Source organism: Bradyrhizobium sp. AC87j1, assembly GCF_002936975.1.
Taxonomy (GTDB): Bacteria; Pseudomonadota; Alphaproteobacteria; order Rhizobiales; family Xanthobacteraceae; genus Bradyrhizobium; species Bradyrhizobium shewense.
This window is the reverse complement of the sequence record NZ_PTFE01000011.1, coordinates 1-14,867: the sequence shown is the minus strand read 5'-3', so window position 1 is coordinate 14,867 and position 14,867 is coordinate 1. Positions and strand designations below refer to the sequence as shown.

13 protein-coding genes are annotated in these 14,867 nt (G+C 65.0%); 5 read left to right on the top strand and 8 right to left on the bottom strand.

Features of this window, described 5'->3' with window-relative positions; all coding sequences use genetic code 11:
- Positions 1-130: 130 nt before the first annotated feature.
- A complete protein-coding gene (locus CV770_RS08845) occupies positions 131-1,018 on the bottom strand; it encodes a TauD/TfdA dioxygenase family protein (RefSeq protein ID WP_091955976.1) in 888 nt (295 codons plus the stop codon).
- 202 nt (positions 1,019-1,220) lie between these two features.
- Positions 1,221-2,000, bottom strand: coding sequence for an SDR family NAD(P)-dependent oxidoreductase (locus CV770_RS08840; RefSeq protein ID WP_104462047.1), 780 nt, complete (start codon positions 1,998-2,000; stop codon positions 1,221-1,223).
- 97 nt (positions 2,001-2,097) lie between these two features.
- Here CV770_RS08840 and CV770_RS08835 point away from each other — a divergent pair, with 97 nt between their 5' ends.
- Positions 2,098-2,835, top strand: coding sequence for an SDR family NAD(P)-dependent oxidoreductase (locus CV770_RS08835; RefSeq protein WP_091956045.1), 738 nt, complete (start codon positions 2,098-2,100; stop codon positions 2,833-2,835).
- A 182-nt stretch (positions 2,836-3,017) separates the two neighbouring features.
- The gene (locus CV770_RS08830; protein WP_018318729.1) at positions 3,018-3,389 is read left to right on the top strand and encodes a CsbD family protein; all 372 of its coding nucleotides are present in this window, start codon (positions 3,018-3,020) and stop codon (positions 3,387-3,389) included.
- A gap of 202 nt (positions 3,390-3,591) precedes the next feature.
- On the opposite strand, the gene CV770_RS08825 is transcribed toward CV770_RS08830, so the two are convergent.
- Together CV770_RS08825 and CV770_RS08820 are read right to left on the bottom strand one after the other, a co-directional pair.
- Positions 3,592-5,301, bottom strand: a complete 1,710-nt coding sequence (locus CV770_RS08825; RefSeq protein WP_104462046.1) for an SGNH/GDSL hydrolase family protein — start codon at positions 5,299-5,301, stop codon at positions 3,592-3,594.
- Between the two features lie 169 nt (positions 5,302-5,470).
- Positions 5,471-6,856: a lytic murein transglycosylase gene (locus tag CV770_RS08820; RefSeq protein WP_201759771.1), complete on the bottom strand. Its 1,386-nt coding sequence runs from the start codon at positions 6,854-6,856 to the stop codon at positions 5,471-5,473.
- 215 nt (positions 6,857-7,071) lie between these two features.
- Here CV770_RS08820 and CV770_RS08815 point away from each other — a divergent pair, with 215 nt between their 5' ends.
- Positions 7,072-7,947, top strand: coding sequence for a UTP--glucose-1-phosphate uridylyltransferase (locus tag CV770_RS08815; RefSeq protein WP_104462044.1), 876 nt, complete (start codon positions 7,072-7,074; stop codon positions 7,945-7,947).
- A 212-nt stretch (positions 7,948-8,159) separates the two neighbouring features.
- On the opposite strand, the gene CV770_RS08805 is transcribed toward CV770_RS08815, so the two are convergent.
- Positions 8,160-9,656 carry a sensor domain-containing diguanylate cyclase gene (locus CV770_RS08805; protein WP_091955980.1) on the bottom strand — a complete coding sequence of 499 codons (1,497 nt, stop codon included), beginning with the start codon at positions 9,654-9,656 and terminating at the stop codon, positions 8,160-8,162.
- Positions 9,657-9,811: 155 nt separating this feature from the next.
- On the opposite strand from CV770_RS08805, the gene CV770_RS08800 reads away from it, so the two are divergent.
- A complete protein-coding gene (locus CV770_RS08800) occupies positions 9,812-10,075 on the top strand; it encodes a DUF7662 domain-containing protein (RefSeq protein WP_026202061.1) in 264 nt (87 codons plus the stop codon).
- 170 nt (positions 10,076-10,245) lie between these two features.
- Here CV770_RS08800 and CV770_RS08795 read toward each other — a convergent pair whose 3' ends face one another.
- Together CV770_RS08795 and CV770_RS08790 are read right to left on the bottom strand one after the other, a co-directional pair.
- On the bottom strand, positions 10,246-13,122 hold the full coding sequence (locus tag CV770_RS08795) for an EAL domain-containing protein (RefSeq protein ID WP_201759766.1): 2,877 nt from the start codon (positions 13,120-13,122) through the stop codon (positions 10,246-10,248).
- A 140-nt stretch (positions 13,123-13,262) separates the two neighbouring features.
- The gene (locus CV770_RS08790; protein ID WP_091955982.1) at positions 13,263-14,261 is read right to left on the bottom strand and encodes an NAD(P)H-quinone oxidoreductase; all 999 of its coding nucleotides are present in this window, start codon (positions 14,259-14,261) and stop codon (positions 13,263-13,265) included.
- Positions 14,262-14,370: 109 nt separating this feature from the next.
- On the opposite strand from CV770_RS08790, the gene CV770_RS08785 reads away from it, so the two are divergent.
- Complete coding sequence (locus tag CV770_RS08785; protein ID WP_018318721.1) at positions 14,371-14,562, top strand: DUF1192 domain-containing protein; 192 nt, start codon at positions 14,371-14,373, stop codon at positions 14,560-14,562.
- Between the two features lie 68 nt (positions 14,563-14,630).
- Here CV770_RS08785 and CV770_RS08780 read toward each other — a convergent pair.
- A partial coding sequence (locus tag CV770_RS08780; RefSeq protein ID WP_146101263.1) for a transposase occupies positions 14,631-14,867 on the bottom strand: 237 nt, incomplete at its 5' end.

Below are 14,867 nucleotides of genomic sequence, written 5' to 3'. Positions count from 1 at the left end.
CGGGACCCATACTCCCAGGATGAAGTTTAAGGCAGACCGGTCACTCCAAGTCTTCGCCAAACCACGTCCTGTGGTCATGGGTCCCGGATCTTCGCTTCGCTCGTCCGGGACGATAGCGGAGGTTGCCGCGCTACTCCGCCGCCTGCTGCTGCACCGTCGGCTCCGTCCCCGCCACCGTCGCGCGGCGCATGTCGCGAGGCTGCGACTGGTCATAGCGGCGGACGCGGTGCATGGTCTGGCGATTGTCCCACATCACGAGGTCATGCAGCTTCCATTTGTGGACGTAGACGAACTCTCCTTGCGTTGCGTGCTCGTTGAGATCGCGCAGCAACAGCCGGCCCTCGGGCACGCTCATGCCGACGACCTTGCCGGCATGGGATGACAGATACAGCGACTTGCGGCGATGCACGGGATGCGTCCGCACCAGCCTTTGCAGCACCGGCTTGAACATCTCCTTCTCATCCTCGGTGTATTCGGTGAAGCCGAGCGATCCCCGCGAATACATCAGCGAGTGCTCGCAGATGAGATCGTCGATCTCCGCCTTGGTGTCGTCGTCGAGCGCGTCATAGGCGGCGCGCATGTCGGCGAATTCGGTGTTGCCGCCCTTGGGGTTCACCACGCGCGCCGACAGCAGCGAGAATTTTGCAGGGATGGGCCGGAACGAGCTGTCGGAGTGCCACAGGCAATTGCCGAGGTTGAACAGATTGGCGCGACTGTCCTTCGGCAGCGGCTTGCCGTCCTTGCCGAGGTTGGAGACGTCGTTCAGGCCCGAGTTGAGGCGGTATTCGCTGGCCTTGGTAATGTTGCCGCCGCGCGCATCCTCACGCTGACCGAAGTTCAGCGCAAAGGCCATCTGCTGCTCATCGGTGATGTCCTGGTCGTGGAAAACCAGCACCGCGTATTTGTCCATGGCGGCCTCGACCTCGCGCGCCTCGACCTCGGTGAGGGGCTTTCGCAAATCGAGGCCGGAAACCTCGCCGGCAAAGTGCTTCTGAAGCTGCCGGATGGCGATCGTCATGGCGTTTTCTCCCGCATGTGCGAGCGGTTGGCCCCGCTCTGTCGGCGAAAAAGCTACTCCCGCACTCGCCGTTGTCAACGCTCGACGCGCATGGCTGCCTGTAGCCCGGATGGAGCGTAGCGTAATCCGAGGCCGTCGTTGCGTGTGGCACGATTCCCGGATTGCGCTTCCCTCCATCCGGGCTACGGCGCCTTATCAGCTCTTACGCATTCCGCGCCATCAACCCGCCGTCGACCGGGATCACCGCGCCGGTGAGGAAGGACGCCGCCGGCAAGCACAGGCTCAGCGTCATATGCGCGACCTCCTCGGGATCGCCGTAGCGGCCGAGTGCGGTGCGGCGCTTGGCATAGATCGTCTTGTGTTCCTCGGAGATGCGGTCGGTGATCCCAGTGCGGATCGGACCCGGGCAGATGCAGTTGACGGTGATGCCCTCGCGGCCGAGCTCGACGGCGAGCGAGCGGGTGAGGCTCGCCACGCCGCCCTTCGCTGCCGAATAGGGGCTGTGTAATGCGGTGGCGCCGAGTGCCTCGGTCGAGGCGATGTTGACGATGCGCGGGCTCTTCGATTTGCGCAGGTAAGGCAGTGCCGCGCGGATGATGCGCGGATGCGCAGTCAGCATCACGGCGATGCCCTTTGCCCACGCGTCCTCATAGGACTCGTCGTCGATCGCGACGCGCACGGAGATGCCGGCATTGTTGACGACGATATCGAGCCCGCCGAAATGTGCCGCAACATCATTCACCACGCGCTTGATCTCGGTGCCATCGGCGACGTCGAGCTTCCAGGCTTTTGCCGAACCGCCGCTCGCCGCGATCTCCTTCGCGACAGCGAGCGCGCCTTGCTCATCATAGTCGGTGACGGCAACGTTCGCGCCCTCCGCAGCGAACAATTGCGCGGTGGCGCGTCCCATGCCGCTGGCCGCGCCGGTGACGAGAACGGTCAGGCCCTTTACGGACCGGCTGAGCCGTTTGAACTCGGACATGCTGTTTCCTCGCGCCCTGCTTGTTCTTGTTATGATTGACAAGGCTGGCATCGATCCGCAGACAGGTCAAACAAGCAAGACAAAAGGGGAGGCCGCGATGGCGAACGAGCTCGATTTCTCAGGCAGGCAGGTGCTGGTGGTCGGCGGTTCCAGCGGGATCGGCAACGGCATCGCGCAAGCGTTTCGCGCGAGGGGCGCGCATGTCGCGGTTTGCGGCACGCGTGCGCAGCCAAAGGATTATTCGATAGAGGAAGGTTCTGATCTCACGGGCCTGTCTTATGCGCAGCTCGACGTCAGCAACCCCAGTGCGATCGAGGCGTTCAAGCCCTCCTTCGAGCGGCTCGACGTGCTCGTGCTCGCGCAAGGCGCGGTGCTCTATCGCCGCGGCGAGTTCGAGATGAGTGGCTTCCGCAAGGTGGTCGAGGTCAATTTGATGAGCCTGATGGCCTGTGCGACGCGATTTCATTCCATGCTGCGGGATGCGAAGGGTTCGCTGATCATGGTGTCCTCGACCGCGGCCTATCATTCCACCATGGGCAATCCCGCCTATAACGCGTCGAAGACCGGTGCGGTCGGATTGACGCGGACACTGGGCGAAGCCTGGGCGGAGGACGGCATCCGCGTCAACGGCATCGCGCCAGGACTCGTCGACACCAAGATGACCAAGGTAACGACCGACAATCCCAAGCGGCTCGAAGGTGCATTGTCACGCATTCCGCTGCGGCGGCTGGGCACACCGGCCGACATGGCGGGCGCGGCTCTGTTCCTGGCTTCGCCGCTGTCGTCCTACATCGTCGGACAGACGCTGGTCGTTGATGGCGGGCTCATCCTTTAGCTGGCCCGTAGCCCGGATGGAGCGCAACGTAATCCGGGGTCCTCCCATTACGGAAAGACCCTCCCGGATTACGCTGCGCTCCATCCGGGCTACACACCTTCGTAGGGGTTACACTTTCGCAAACACTTGGAACTGCGCCGCGCCTGATCGGTTACTTCGGCTGACCACCGAGGAGGATCATCATGGACACGGATCGGATTGTTGGATCGGCCAAGGAATATGCCGGACGCGCGGAAGGCGCGATCGGAGACATGGCAGGCGATGCGAAGACGCAGGCGTCGGGCAAGGCGCGGGAAGCCGCGGGCACGGTGCAGAATCTCTACGGCCAGGCCAAGGATGCCGTGCGCGAGGCCGGCGAGACTGCGGCCGACTACGCCAAGGACGCCTACGACAACAGCGGCGAGACCCTTCGCGATGGCACGCAAGCATTGTCGAAGAAGGTGCAGGACAATCCGCTCGGCGCGCTGCTGGTCGCCGGCGGCATCGGTTTCGCGCTCGCGCTTCTGATGTCGCGCCCCGCGCGTCGTCCCCCGCCGTCGCGCTGGCGCTATTAGGACTTGTGACCAAGTCCCGTAACTAACGCCCGAACTCTCGTGCCCCGGACGCAATGCGGCCTAGGCGATGCGTAGCATCGTCGGCAACGCCGCATTGCTGAGCCGGGGCCTATTCTTTTGTGAATGCCGCACGAATTGGGTCCCGGCTCTGCGCCGCATCACCAAGAGGCGCTGCGTCGCGTCCGGGACACGAGGCCTTACCTTACCGGAACATCTCGGCCGAGCGGCCAACGTTACCCGGCGGACGCGGGACCCCGGGATTCGGATTGCGCGGACCGGGCGCCGGCGCCAGTTGACGCGGCGGCGGTGGCTGCGGAGAGCCGAAGCCGAAGAAATCGCGGAATGAGGGCGTAGCCTGTGCCGGTTGCTGCGGCAGGACCGGCGGCTTCTTCGGCGCAAGTTTCGGCGGGGCAATCGCGGCGGCGGCTCCCGGCGCGGTGGGATTGGCGACGCCGCCCTCAGGCGTCGTCGCGGCCATCGGGGTATCGCCCTTGGCCTGCTCGCGGCCGACTTCGCGGCGCGGCCAGGCATAATCGTCGGCGCGGCCGGCTGGAGCCGCCAGCGGCTCGCCCTTCACCATTGTCTTCGCAGCCAGCGCGTCGACGGCGGCGGGACGCGAGCCCGGGCCGCCCAGCAATTGATCGGTCGAGATCGAGGCTGCAACCAGCGGCACGATCGGCCCCGCCAGCGGCCGCGGTGCGGGCTTGCCGGGCTCGGCGCTGGTGTCGGGCGTCGCCGGCTCGCTCGGCAGCGCGATCGGGCCGGAGCGTCCTGCCAGCAGGCGCGTGATCTCGCGCTCGACATAGTGCGCGAGCTTACGCGCGCCGGGCTTTGTGAAGAAGACACCGTCAGAGCTGCGGAGTTGACGGATCTGGCCTTCGAAGTCAGGACCCTTCTGGAGGAAGCGGCCGGCCTCGTCGACAAACCCGTCCCAGACGTCGACATAGGTAATGCCGGCGTTGGCCGCGCCTTCGCGATAGAGCGAATCCAGGAACAGCATGTCCGCCGTGCCCTTCTGCCCGCGGATGGCGGGAAGGCCGACCCACAGCACCGGCACGCCCTTGGTCTTGAGGACGTTGGCGAGCTCCTCGATCTTCTTGCCATAGAGCTCGACCCAGCGGTCGTCGCGGAATTCGTAGAGGCCGTTCGGATTACGGGCCGTCTTTTCGGGCGCGGCCGCCGGCGCGTCGGCATTGTCGGCGTCGTCCTGCGGCAGATCGGCATCGGCAGGCTTGTCGTCGGGCTTGGCGGCGGTGTCGTTGCCGGGCTTGGCGTCCCCCGGCTTCGCTGGCTGTTTGGCGCGCGCGCCCTTGTCGTTCTTCTTGTCCTTATCTGCGGCGGCCTTGTCCGTCTTGTCGGCGACGGGCTCGCGGATCGCGCTGCGGTCGTTGAGGCCCAGCATGACGACGATCACGTCTGGCTTCTCGGTCTCGAGGATGCCCTTTGCGGCAGTCGTCCAATCCGCGGGCTCGCCGCGCGGCTGGTACTTGATCAGGCCGGACGTGGTCTTGTGCTTGCGGATCACGCCCATGTCGGGCTGCTCGGTGTAGGCGTCTTCGAGGCCATAGGCGAGCCAGTCGGCCATGGCGTCGCCGATCACCAGCACGTTCTTCTCAGGAATGGTGTCGCGCTTGGCTGGCGCCGGCGCGCGCGAAAAATCCTGGCGTGGCGCCTGCGGCTGTTGCTGCTGGAACGGCGCGAAGAAGTCGCCGCCGAACCAGCCGCCGCCTCCGCCACCGCCCCGTTGTGGTGGCGGAGCCGAACGCTGCGGCGGGCCGCCAAAGCCGGGGAAGTTGAAGAACTGCGCCGAGGCAGGCCCAGCGACCGAGACCAGAATCGCAAGCGCCGTCCCCAGCGCGATCAACGGGCCGGTCTCGGTCAGCGCCTTGAACAGGGACTTCGGCTTCGACATGCGATCTCGGGCCAGCGCAATTGGGATCGGAGGTAGCTCATATAATAACGGAATCAGGCGCCAAACGGGCAAATTCCGTTGCAGATTCTTGTGCCCATACACCGGGGAACAGCCGCCTCCGTCAAGCTGCCTGCCAAAATCCCTGTTCAGGGTTACTTTCGGCGCGATATTACCGCCCGCGCAGTCGTTCCAGTGCGTCCGAGGAGGCAAAGCCGTCCGCGGGCACCCCGATCGAGGCCTGGAAATTGCGCAGGGCTTCCCGGGTCTGGCCGCCGAACTGGCCGTCCGGGGTGCCCTTGTAGAAGCCGCGCTGGGCCAGCAGCTGCTGCAGTTCCAGCCGCTCGGTGCGCGACAGCTCGCGCTCCTGCCGCGGCCAGGGCTGCACGAAGGGCTGGCCTCCGCGCAGGCGGTCGGCGAAATGGCCGATCGCCAGCGCATAAGCCTCAGCCGGGTTGTACTTCATGATGACCCGGTAATTCTGCAGCATCAGGAAGCCGGGCCCCTGCGCGCCGGCGGGGGCCAGCAGATAGGCCTTCTCGGCCGGATGCGGGAACGGCTGGCCCGTCGCCCGCTTCAGCCCGAGCTTCTCCCATTGCGCGATCGTCATCGCCTTGGCGCGGTCGGCCAGCATGTAGTTGAAGCCCTGCGCCACGACGACCTCGAAGCCCCAGGTCTGGCCGGCCTGCCAGCCGTCTTTCTTGAGGTTGTTGGCGGTCGATGCAATCAGGTCGGTCGGATTGTCGACGACGTCGCGCCTGCCGTCGCCATCGCCGTCGACGGCAAAGCGCTTGAAGGCGGTCGGCATGAACTGGGTCGGGCCGAACGCGCCGGCCCAGGAGCCGCGCATCTGCTCCGGCCTGAGGTCGCCGCGGTTGAGGATCTCCAGCGCGGAGAGGAACTCGTCCTTGAAATAGGCTTGGCGGCGGCCGATGCAGGCGAGCGTCGCGGTCGATTGCAGTACGCTGCGATCGCCCATCTGCGTCGAGTAATTGGACTCGATGCCCCAGATCGAGGCGATGATGTAGCGGTCGACGCCCGTGGCCTTTTCGGTGGCGTCGAACTGCGCCTTGTATTTGGCCAGGATCTCGCGGCCCTTGGCGAGGCGGTTGTCGTTCACGAGAATGTCGAGATAGTCCCAGATCGATTTTGTGAACTCCGGCTGCGAGTCCATCAGGTCCATGATGCGCAGATCGGGTGAGAGCCCGGCCGTGAAGCGCTGGAAGTTTTCCTGGGTGATGTTGCGCCGTGCGGCATCGGGCCACATCGCGGCAACGCAATTGCTGAAATTGCCGGCGGCCTCGCGGATCGCCGCGGCCGTCATCAGCGGATGGCCGGAAGCCCCGTCCTCACCGCTCCAGGGGAGAGCGCCGCCGGGACCGGGCGCAGGTTGCGAGGGCGCAGCGTTGGGGCCCGAGAAGATGCCGCCGAACAGATTGGACAGGCCGTTCTGCGTCTGGGCGTGCGCGCTGACGGGCAGCAGCAGAGCGGCCGCGATCATCGCCGCGCCGGTCACGGATCCCGCCCGTCTTGCCTGCCCTGCCACCAATTGCATCATGTCCCACCCATCGGCCTTCCAAAAATCTGCCATCAGGAGGCCCGGTTACGGTTGCCAATAGCTTAACAAAGGTGAAATTTTGGTGGCGGCCTTTTTCTTAACTCTGCGCGGGTGAGGCCCCACATCCGCCTTTGTTGGCGGCTGCAAACAGGCTAGCAAGATGCCATTGCTCCGTTCCGCCGTTCCCATGTGCCCCCAGGTATTCGAACAATCACATGAAAATTCGCAAAGCCGTATTCCCCGTCGCCGGCCTCGGCACCCGTGTCCTGCCCGCCACCAAGGCGATGCCGAAGGAAATGCTGACCATCGTCGACAAGCCGCTGATCCAGTACGTCTATGACGAGGCGAGGGAGGCCGGCATCGAGCACTTCATCTTCGTCACCGGCCGCAACAAGAACGTCATCGAAGATCATTTCGACCGGATGTACGAACTCGACGCCACGCTGGCCGCGCGCGGCAAGAAGGCCGAGCAGGACATCCTGTCGCAGAACCAGCCTGAAGCCGGTGCTGTCAGCTTCACCCGCCAGCAGGCGCCGCTCGGCCTCGGTCACGCGGTCTGGTGCGCGCGCGACATCGTCGGCAACGAGCCGTTCGCTGTCGTGCTGCCCGACGAGCTCGTGCTCAACTCGCCCGGCTGCCTCAAGCAGATGATCGAGACGGCGTCGACGCTCGGCGAGAAATCCAACCTGGTCGCGGTCGAGGCGGTGCCCGACCATCTCACCCATCAATATGGCATCTGCGGCGTCGGCAAGCGCAGCGGCAAGATGTTCGAGGTCGACGGCATGGTCGAGAAACCGGCCAAGGGCACTGCGCCCTCCAATCTCTCGATCACCGGCCGCTACATCCTCCAGCCTGAGATCTTCAAGATCCTCGAGACACAGGAGCGCGGCGCCGGCGGCGAGATCCAGCTCACCGACGCCATGATCGGCCTTGCCAAGTCGCAGAAATTCTACGGCGTCGAGTTCGAGGGCGAGCGCCATGATTGCGGCTCCAAGCCCGGCTTCCTCCGCGCCAACATCGCCTACGGCCTGAAGCGCCCGGAGCTGCGGGATGGGCTGATCGCGGAGATGAAGAAGTATTTGGGGCAGTAGTCGCCACACTCGCGGTGTCGTCCCTGCCTAGTGTGCAATTGCGCACGGGCGCAGGGACCCATACCGCGGAATCTATCTAAGGCGTTCGGTAGCAGTACCGAGCGACTAGTCTTCGCCAAACCACTTCCTGTGGTTATGGGTGCCTGCGTTCGCAGGGACGACACCAATGGTGTGGTGGATTGCTTCGCTCACAATGACGAGGAGCGAACCTCTCACGCCACCAGCGACAGCTTCGGCAGGCTCGCAACCACCGACTGATTACGTCCGCCCGCCTTCGCCGCATAGAGCGCCTTGTCGGCGGCGGCGACCAGGATCGCCCAGTCCATGCCAGCGGTGGGAACGAGGCTGGCGACGCCGCAGGAGACCGTCAACATCACCTCGTCGTCAGACCAGCCCTGCACCTTGAGGCGGATCGTCTCGGCGACCTTGAAGGCGTCGGTCGCAGACGTGTTGGGGAGCAGCACCGCGAATTCCTCGCCGCCATAGCGCGCGGCGCAGTCACCGGCCCGGCTCACCGAATCGGAAATGCAGATGGCGATGCCGACCAGCACCTGGTCGCCGGCCTGATGGCCGAACGTGTCGTTGTAGGCCTTGAAGTGATCGGCATCGATCATCAACAGCGCGACCGGCGCCTTCTGCCGCATGGCGCGCCGCCATTCGACGTCGATGACGGAATCGAACTTGCGGCGGTTCTTCAGGCCGGTGAGCGCGTCCGTCGTCGCCATCTCCTCGAGCTTGCGCTCGGCCTCGGCGCGGCGGCCGATCTCGCGCGCGAGCACCAGCGTCGATCCCAGCACGAACAGCGCAAGCGCCAGCACCACAGCGCCGATGCGATACGCCTCCTTCTGCCAGAGCGCGAAAACCGCGGTCAGCGGCTTGCCCGCCACCACGAACAGCGGACCGTTATCGGCGCTGCGGACATAGAGCCGCGGCGTCGGATCGACCGGGCCCTTTCCCGAATAGGAGGTGCCGACCGGGAGATTGTCGGGCTTCCAGGCCCGCCGGTCGTTCAGGTTGGTGCCGATGATGTCGAGATCGAACGGCCGCCGCATCATGATGGTGCGGTCACGCTTGAGCACGGTGATGGTGTCTTCAGGATCGAGGTTCAGCCGCTCGAACAATTCGTGGAAATAGCTGAAGCGGATCGAGCCGGCGACGACGCCGAGGAAGCCGCCGTCGGTATCGCTGATGCGACGGCTCAGCACGATCGCGTAGGCGCCGCGGAACAGCATCGGGCGGCTGATGAACAGCCCGACGTCGGGATTGTCGCGGTGAACCTTGAAATACTCCTCCTCGCTCCGGTTCTCGGGGAGGGGATCGAGCGTGGAGGCGTCGATGGCCAGCCTGCCCTCGGGGTCGAAAACCTGGATGGCGCCGAAATGCCTCGCCGTCGTCGCATGATCGAACAGGATCAGGTGACGGATCGGCTTCGACACGGTCGCGAGTTCGGGCAGCAACATGTTGCTGGCGACCGCCTTCAGCGCCAGATCGTAGATCTCGACGTTGCGGCTGACGTCGGACTGGATGGTGGTCGCGAGGTTCTCCAGCGTCTGACGGGCGAGCGCCTCCTCGCCCCGGCGCATGTCGAGCATGACGTTGACGCAAATGGCGGAAAAGCCGATCACCGTCACCACGGACGAGATGATCAGCAGCTTCGCCGAAATCCGCCACGGCCGGCGGGCCATGACTTCGCGCCATCCAGACAGCATCGCTTGCTCCCGATCCCCTAGTGGATGCGCCCGAAATCTTGAGTAGTGTTTAAGGTGGAACAGCGCTGCCGTAGTGAGTTAAGAATCGGTTTACGCCGCTCACGGTTTTGGGCAGATCTCCTGCGAGCAGACCGGTTTCGGACGAGAGGACTGATGTGAACGACTACGACGCGTTGCGCGACTATTTGCTGCGGCAGAAGCAGGCCGAATTCGTCCTGAGCTTCGAACAGATCGAAGAGATCATCGGTGCGGCCCTGCCGCGCGCGGCCAATCGGGCCTCATGGTGGGACAGCCTGCGCAGCCCCGACATCCAGATGCCGCAACGCGAAGCCTGCCTTGCTGCCGGGTTCAAGGCAGTGCGGATGCCGGACGGCCAGAGCGTGCGGTTCACGAAGATGAAGAAGGACGGGCGGCGGTAGCGGCGGAGCACCCGGTCAGGTGGGTGAAGGTCTCTCCATATCCAACAGTATCGTAGGGTGGGCAAAGCGAAGCGTGCCCAGGACTTCTGTCGCAGTGCTGGATGGATGGTGGGCACGGCGCAAGTGCGCCTTTGCCCACCCTGATACCGGATTAGGGGAGGGACGAGCGCCTAGCTCGCCGCTTCGAGCCGCACTTCGGTCAGCAGGCGCATCGCCGCGTCCGCGTCCATCGGCTCGCCGAAGGCAAAGCCTTGCGCGTATTCGCAGCCCATCTGGTAGAGCTCGACCGCGTCGGAATCGGTCTCGGCGCCTTCGGCGACCACATCCATGCCGAGATCATGCGCGAGCGCGATGATCGACTTCAGGATCACCGGCCGCGTGCCGCGATTGGTGGTGCGCACGAAGGACTGGTCGATCTTGATGGTGTCGAACGGGAAGCGCTGGAGATAGGCCAGCGAGGAATGGCCGGTGCCGAAATCGTCGAGCGAGAGCCCGGTGCCCAGCTCGCGGATCCGCGTCAGCATCTGCGCTGCGTGCTCCGGATTCTCCATCACCAGCGATTCCGTCAATTCCAGCTTGAGCGTGCCGCGCGCCACCGATGAGCGCGACAGCACGGTGCGGATGTCGTGGATCAGATCGTGGCGCAGCAATTGCCGCGACGAGACGTTGACGGAGGCGAAGATCGGCTCGCGTGAGCGCATCGCGCGCTGCCAGATCGAGAGCTGCTTGGCGGTCTGGTCGAGCACGAACATGCCGAGGTCGACGATCAGGCCGGTCTCTTCGGCGATGGTGATGAATTCCGAGGGCGCCATGCGGCCGAGCTTCGGGTGATCCCAGCGCACCAGCGCTTCGAAGCCCGCGACCGAACGATCCTCCAGCCGCACGATCGGCTGATACAGGATCGTGAGCTCCTGCCGCTCGATGGCGCGGCGCAGCTCGCTCTCCAGCGTCAGGCGGTCGGTCTTCCGCGCGCGCATGGCGGGCTTGTAGACGTCGATGCGGTCGCCGCCGATGCGCTTGGAGTGATACATCGCAAGCTCGGCGTCCTTGATGATCTCGTCCGTGAGCTGAACTTGCGGATCAGAAAGGGCGAGACCGATCGAGGCCGTGAGAAAAATCTCGCGATCGTTGAAGGCGATCGGCGCCCGGATGGTCTTGCGGATGGTCTCGGCGAAGGCGGTGATCCGGGCCGGGTCCTGCTCCGAGAGCAGGATCAGGCCGAACTGGTCGCCGGCGAGCCGCGCCAGCGTGTCCTGCGGCTTCAGGATGCGGGTGAGGCGGCGGGCCAGCGTCAACAGGATGGAATCGCCGACCGCGATGCCGACGGAATCGTTGACCTGCTTGAAGCGGTCGAGGTCGATCACCATCAGCGTCGGTCGCAGCGTCGGCATGGTCTTGGCGAAATGCGCCACCGCACCCAGCCGGTCCATGAACAGTTTGCGGTTGGGCAGGCCGGTGAGGTTGTCATGCACGGAATCGTGCAGCAGGCGTTCCTCGGCGTTGCGCAGCTCGGTGACGTCGGTGAGCGTGCCGACCACGCGCGAGACCTCGCCGTCGGAGCCGACCACCGGGCGCGCCTTCAGCGCGAACCACATGAAATGGCCGTCCGGCGTGCGCAGGCGGAAATCCTGCACCAGACGGCCGCGGCGCTGGTCGAGCACGCTGTCGAGCGCGGCGCGGAAACGGTCCTGATCGAGTGGATGCAGCACTTCGAGCCAGGAGGCCGCGGGCCCTTCGAGCGTGCCGCGCTTGAGGCCAAGCAGGGCTTCGGTCTCGGGGCTGGTGAAGACCTTGTCGGCGGAGACGTCCCAGTCCCAGATCAGATCGCCGGAGCCGGCCAGCGCCAGTGCGCGCCGCTCGATGTCAGAGACGACGCCGGTGGTGGCGCCGCCGCCGGCAAAGGCGTGCTGCATCACCGTGAACCCGATCAGCATCACGATCAGCACGAGGCCGCCGAGCAGGGCAGGGCCGACGATGTCGTTGGTGACGGAACCTGCGACCGTCATGCCGGCCGCGACCACCCAGACCACCAGCAGGAACCAGGTCGGGATCAAGAGCACTGCGCGGTCGAAGCCGTGGGTGGAGAGATAGACAATCAGCGCGAAGCCGGCGAAGGCGATCAGCACCAGCGAGATGCGGGCGATGCCGGAGGCCACCGCGGGATCGAACAGCGCCAGCGCCACCAGCGAGCCCAGGAACGCGAGCCAGCCCACCGTGATGTGCGAATAGCGCACATGCCAGCGACTGAGATTGAGATAGGCGAACAGGAACACGAGCAGCGTTGCCGCCAAAATCGCTTCACCCGCCGCGCGCCAGATGCGCTCGGCGTTGTTCGACATGTCGAGCACCTTGCCCCAGAAGCCGAAATCGACGCCGATATAGACCAGCACCGCCCACGCCAGCGCCGCGGCGGCCGGAAACATGATGCTGCCCTTCACCACGAACAGAATGGTCAGCACCAGCGCCAGCAGGCCCGAGATGCCGATCACGATGCCCTGGTACAGCGTGAACGAGTTGACCTTGTCCTTGTAGGCTTCCGGCTCCCACAGATAGAGCTGCGGCAGCTTGTCGGTGCGCAGCTCCGCGACGAAGGTGATGACGGCGCCGGGGTCGAGCGTGATGCGGAACACGTCGGCGGTCGGGCTTTCCTGTCGCTCCGGCCGGTCGCCGGTGGAGGGCGTGATGGTCGCGATGCGCGACAGGCCGAGGTCGGGCCACAAGAGCCCCGAGGAAACGATGCGGTAATGCGGGGCGACGATCAGGCGGTCGAGCTGGTCGTCGGTGTTGTTGGCGAGCGCGAACACCACCCAGTTCTGGCCGCCCTCGCGGGCGCGCACTTCGATGCGGCGGACGATGCCGTCGGTGCCGGGCGCGGTGGAGACCTGGATGCGGTCCGCATCGCTGCGCTGATGCTCGAGCACGCCGGTGAGGTCGATCGCGGGCGCGTCACTGCGGACGCTGACGGCGTCGAGCGCGCGCGCGGGATACGCGGCGACAAGAATCATGAGGCCCAGCGCGATGGGCGCGAGGCACCTGATCAGACGCAAGGCCAGTTCTCCGCGTTCGACGCAAACTCTTCAGGTGAAGACGATTTCAGACCGAACGGGATGAGTTCGGTGCGTCGCGATAGATGCCACGAAAGCAAGGAAAATCAAAGGGTTTCCGCCGCCGCCTGTGGGCCGGAGGCCTAGACCTCCAACACAATTTTGCCAATATGTGCGCTCGTTTCCATGCGCCGGTGCGCATCGGCCGCCTTTTCCAGCGGGAAAGTGCTGTCCATCAGCGGTTTGACGCGGCCTTCGCGCAAAAGTGGCATCACTTTCGCTTCGATTGCGGCCACCATCGCCGCCTTGTCCGCATTACTACGGGGGCGCAGGGTCGAGCCGGTATGGGTCAGGCGTTTCACCATCACCTTGGCGATGTTGACGTTGACCTTGGGCCCGTTGAGCGTCGCGATCTGCACGATCCGGCCATCGACCGCGGCGGCATCATAATTGCGATCGACATATTCGCCGGCGACCATGTCGAGGATCAGGTTGGCGCCTTCCTTGTTGGTCGCTTCCTTGACCACGGCGACGAAGTCCTCGGTCTTGTAATTGATGGCGCGGTCGGCGCCTAATTTGAGGCAGGCGTCGATCTTGTCCTGCGATCCGACGGTGACGAACACTTTCGCGCCGAACGCCTTCGCCAGCTGGATCGCCATGGTGCCGATGCCGGAGGAGCCGCCATGGATCAGCAGCGTCTCGCCTTCCTTCAGGCCACCGCGCTCGAACACATTGTGCCAGACCGTCATCAGGGTTTCCGGCAGCGCACCGGCTTCCTTGATCGACAGCGCCGGCGGCACGCTCATCGCCTGGGCGTCCTGGGCGATGCAGTACTGCGCGTAGCCACCGCCGGCGACCAGCGACATCACCTTGTCGCCGATCTTGTGCCGCTTGGCATTGCTGCCGACGGCAACCACTTCGCCCGCGATCTCGAGACCGGGCAGGTCGCTGGCGCCGGGCGGCGGCGGATAGGCTCCCGAGCGCTGCGCAACGTCGGGCCGGTTGACGCCGGCGGCCTCCACCTTGACCAGGATCTCGTCAGGACCGGGCTGCGGCAGTGCGCGTTGTTCCGGGACCAGCACCTCCGGTCCGCCGGGCTTGGAGATGGCGACCACGGTCATTTGCGCGGGCAGCTTGTCCATGATGTGTCCTTGGGTGAAGGTGCGGGATGAACGAGGCCCTTGCTTAGCCAGCGTGATCCAAGCTGGCAACCGCCTCAATATTGTGTGCGCGAACGCAGGAGGAACGAGGATGGCGACGGAAGACGACGACCGCCCGCGCAAGAAGATCAGCCATGAAATCGGGCAGGACCTCTCACTCTTGTCGGTCGAGGAACTGACCGAGCGCGTCACGCTGCTCAAGACCGAGATCGCAAGGCTGGAAGAAGCCGCCACGAAGAAGCGCGCCTCGCGCGATGCGGCGAACAGCTTTTTCAAGTCGTAGGATTTTCACGACTCTCGTGTCCCGGACGCGGTGCGGCACGCTGTGACGCTCCGCAGAGCCGGCAACTGTTATTGGGGGCCGGCCTTCAGGTACGGTTTCCTGTCGCGCATCATAGCGTTAAGGACCGTTAGCAGCTTCCTGGCAACGGCAATGAGGGCGAGCTTGGCCGGTTTGCCGGCCTGTCGCAATCTTTCATAGAAGGCCTTGAACGGATCGGCCCGTCGAACCGCGTTGAGAGCAGCCATGTAGAGAGCGTCGCGAACGCGCTTTCGACCGCCGGCGATCTTGCGTTTGCCACGGAAGGC

Excerpts from the sequence above, each read along its gene's own strand:
- CV770_RS08815 (WP_104462044.1), top strand. The coding sequence starts at position 7,072 with ATGAAAATTCGCAAAGCCGTATTCCCCGTCGCCGGCCTCGGCACCCGT.
- CV770_RS08825 (WP_104462046.1), bottom strand. The coding sequence starts at position 5,301 with ATGTCGAAGCCGAAGTCCCTGTTCAAGGCGCTGACCGAGACCGGCCCG.
- CV770_RS08830 (WP_018318729.1), top strand. The coding sequence starts at position 3,018 with ATGGACACGGATCGGATTGTTGGATCGGCCAAGGAATATGCCGGACGC.
- CV770_RS08835 (WP_091956045.1), top strand. The coding sequence starts at position 2,098 with ATGGCGAACGAGCTCGATTTCTCAGGCAGGCAGGTGCTGGTGGTCGGC.
- CV770_RS08805 (WP_091955980.1), bottom strand. The coding sequence starts at position 9,656 with ATGCTGTCTGGATGGCGCGAAGTCATGGCCCGCCGGCCGTGGCGGATT.
- CV770_RS08845 (WP_091955976.1), bottom strand. The coding sequence starts at position 1,018 with ATGACGATCGCCATCCGGCAGCTTCAGAAGCACTTTGCCGGCGAGGTT.
- CV770_RS08840 (WP_104462047.1), bottom strand. The coding sequence starts at position 2,000 with ATGTCCGAGTTCAAACGGCTCAGCCGGTCCGTAAAGGGCCTGACCGTT.
- CV770_RS08790 (WP_091955982.1), bottom strand. The coding sequence starts at position 14,261 with ATGGACAAGCTGCCCGCGCAAATGACCGTGGTCGCCATCTCCAAGCCC.
- CV770_RS08820 (WP_201759771.1), bottom strand. The coding sequence starts at position 6,856 with ATGATGCAATTGGTGGCAGGGCAGGCAAGACGGGCGGGATCCGTGACC.
- CV770_RS08785 (WP_018318721.1), top strand. The coding sequence starts at position 14,371 with ATGGCGACGGAAGACGACGACCGCCCGCGCAAGAAGATCAGCCATGAA.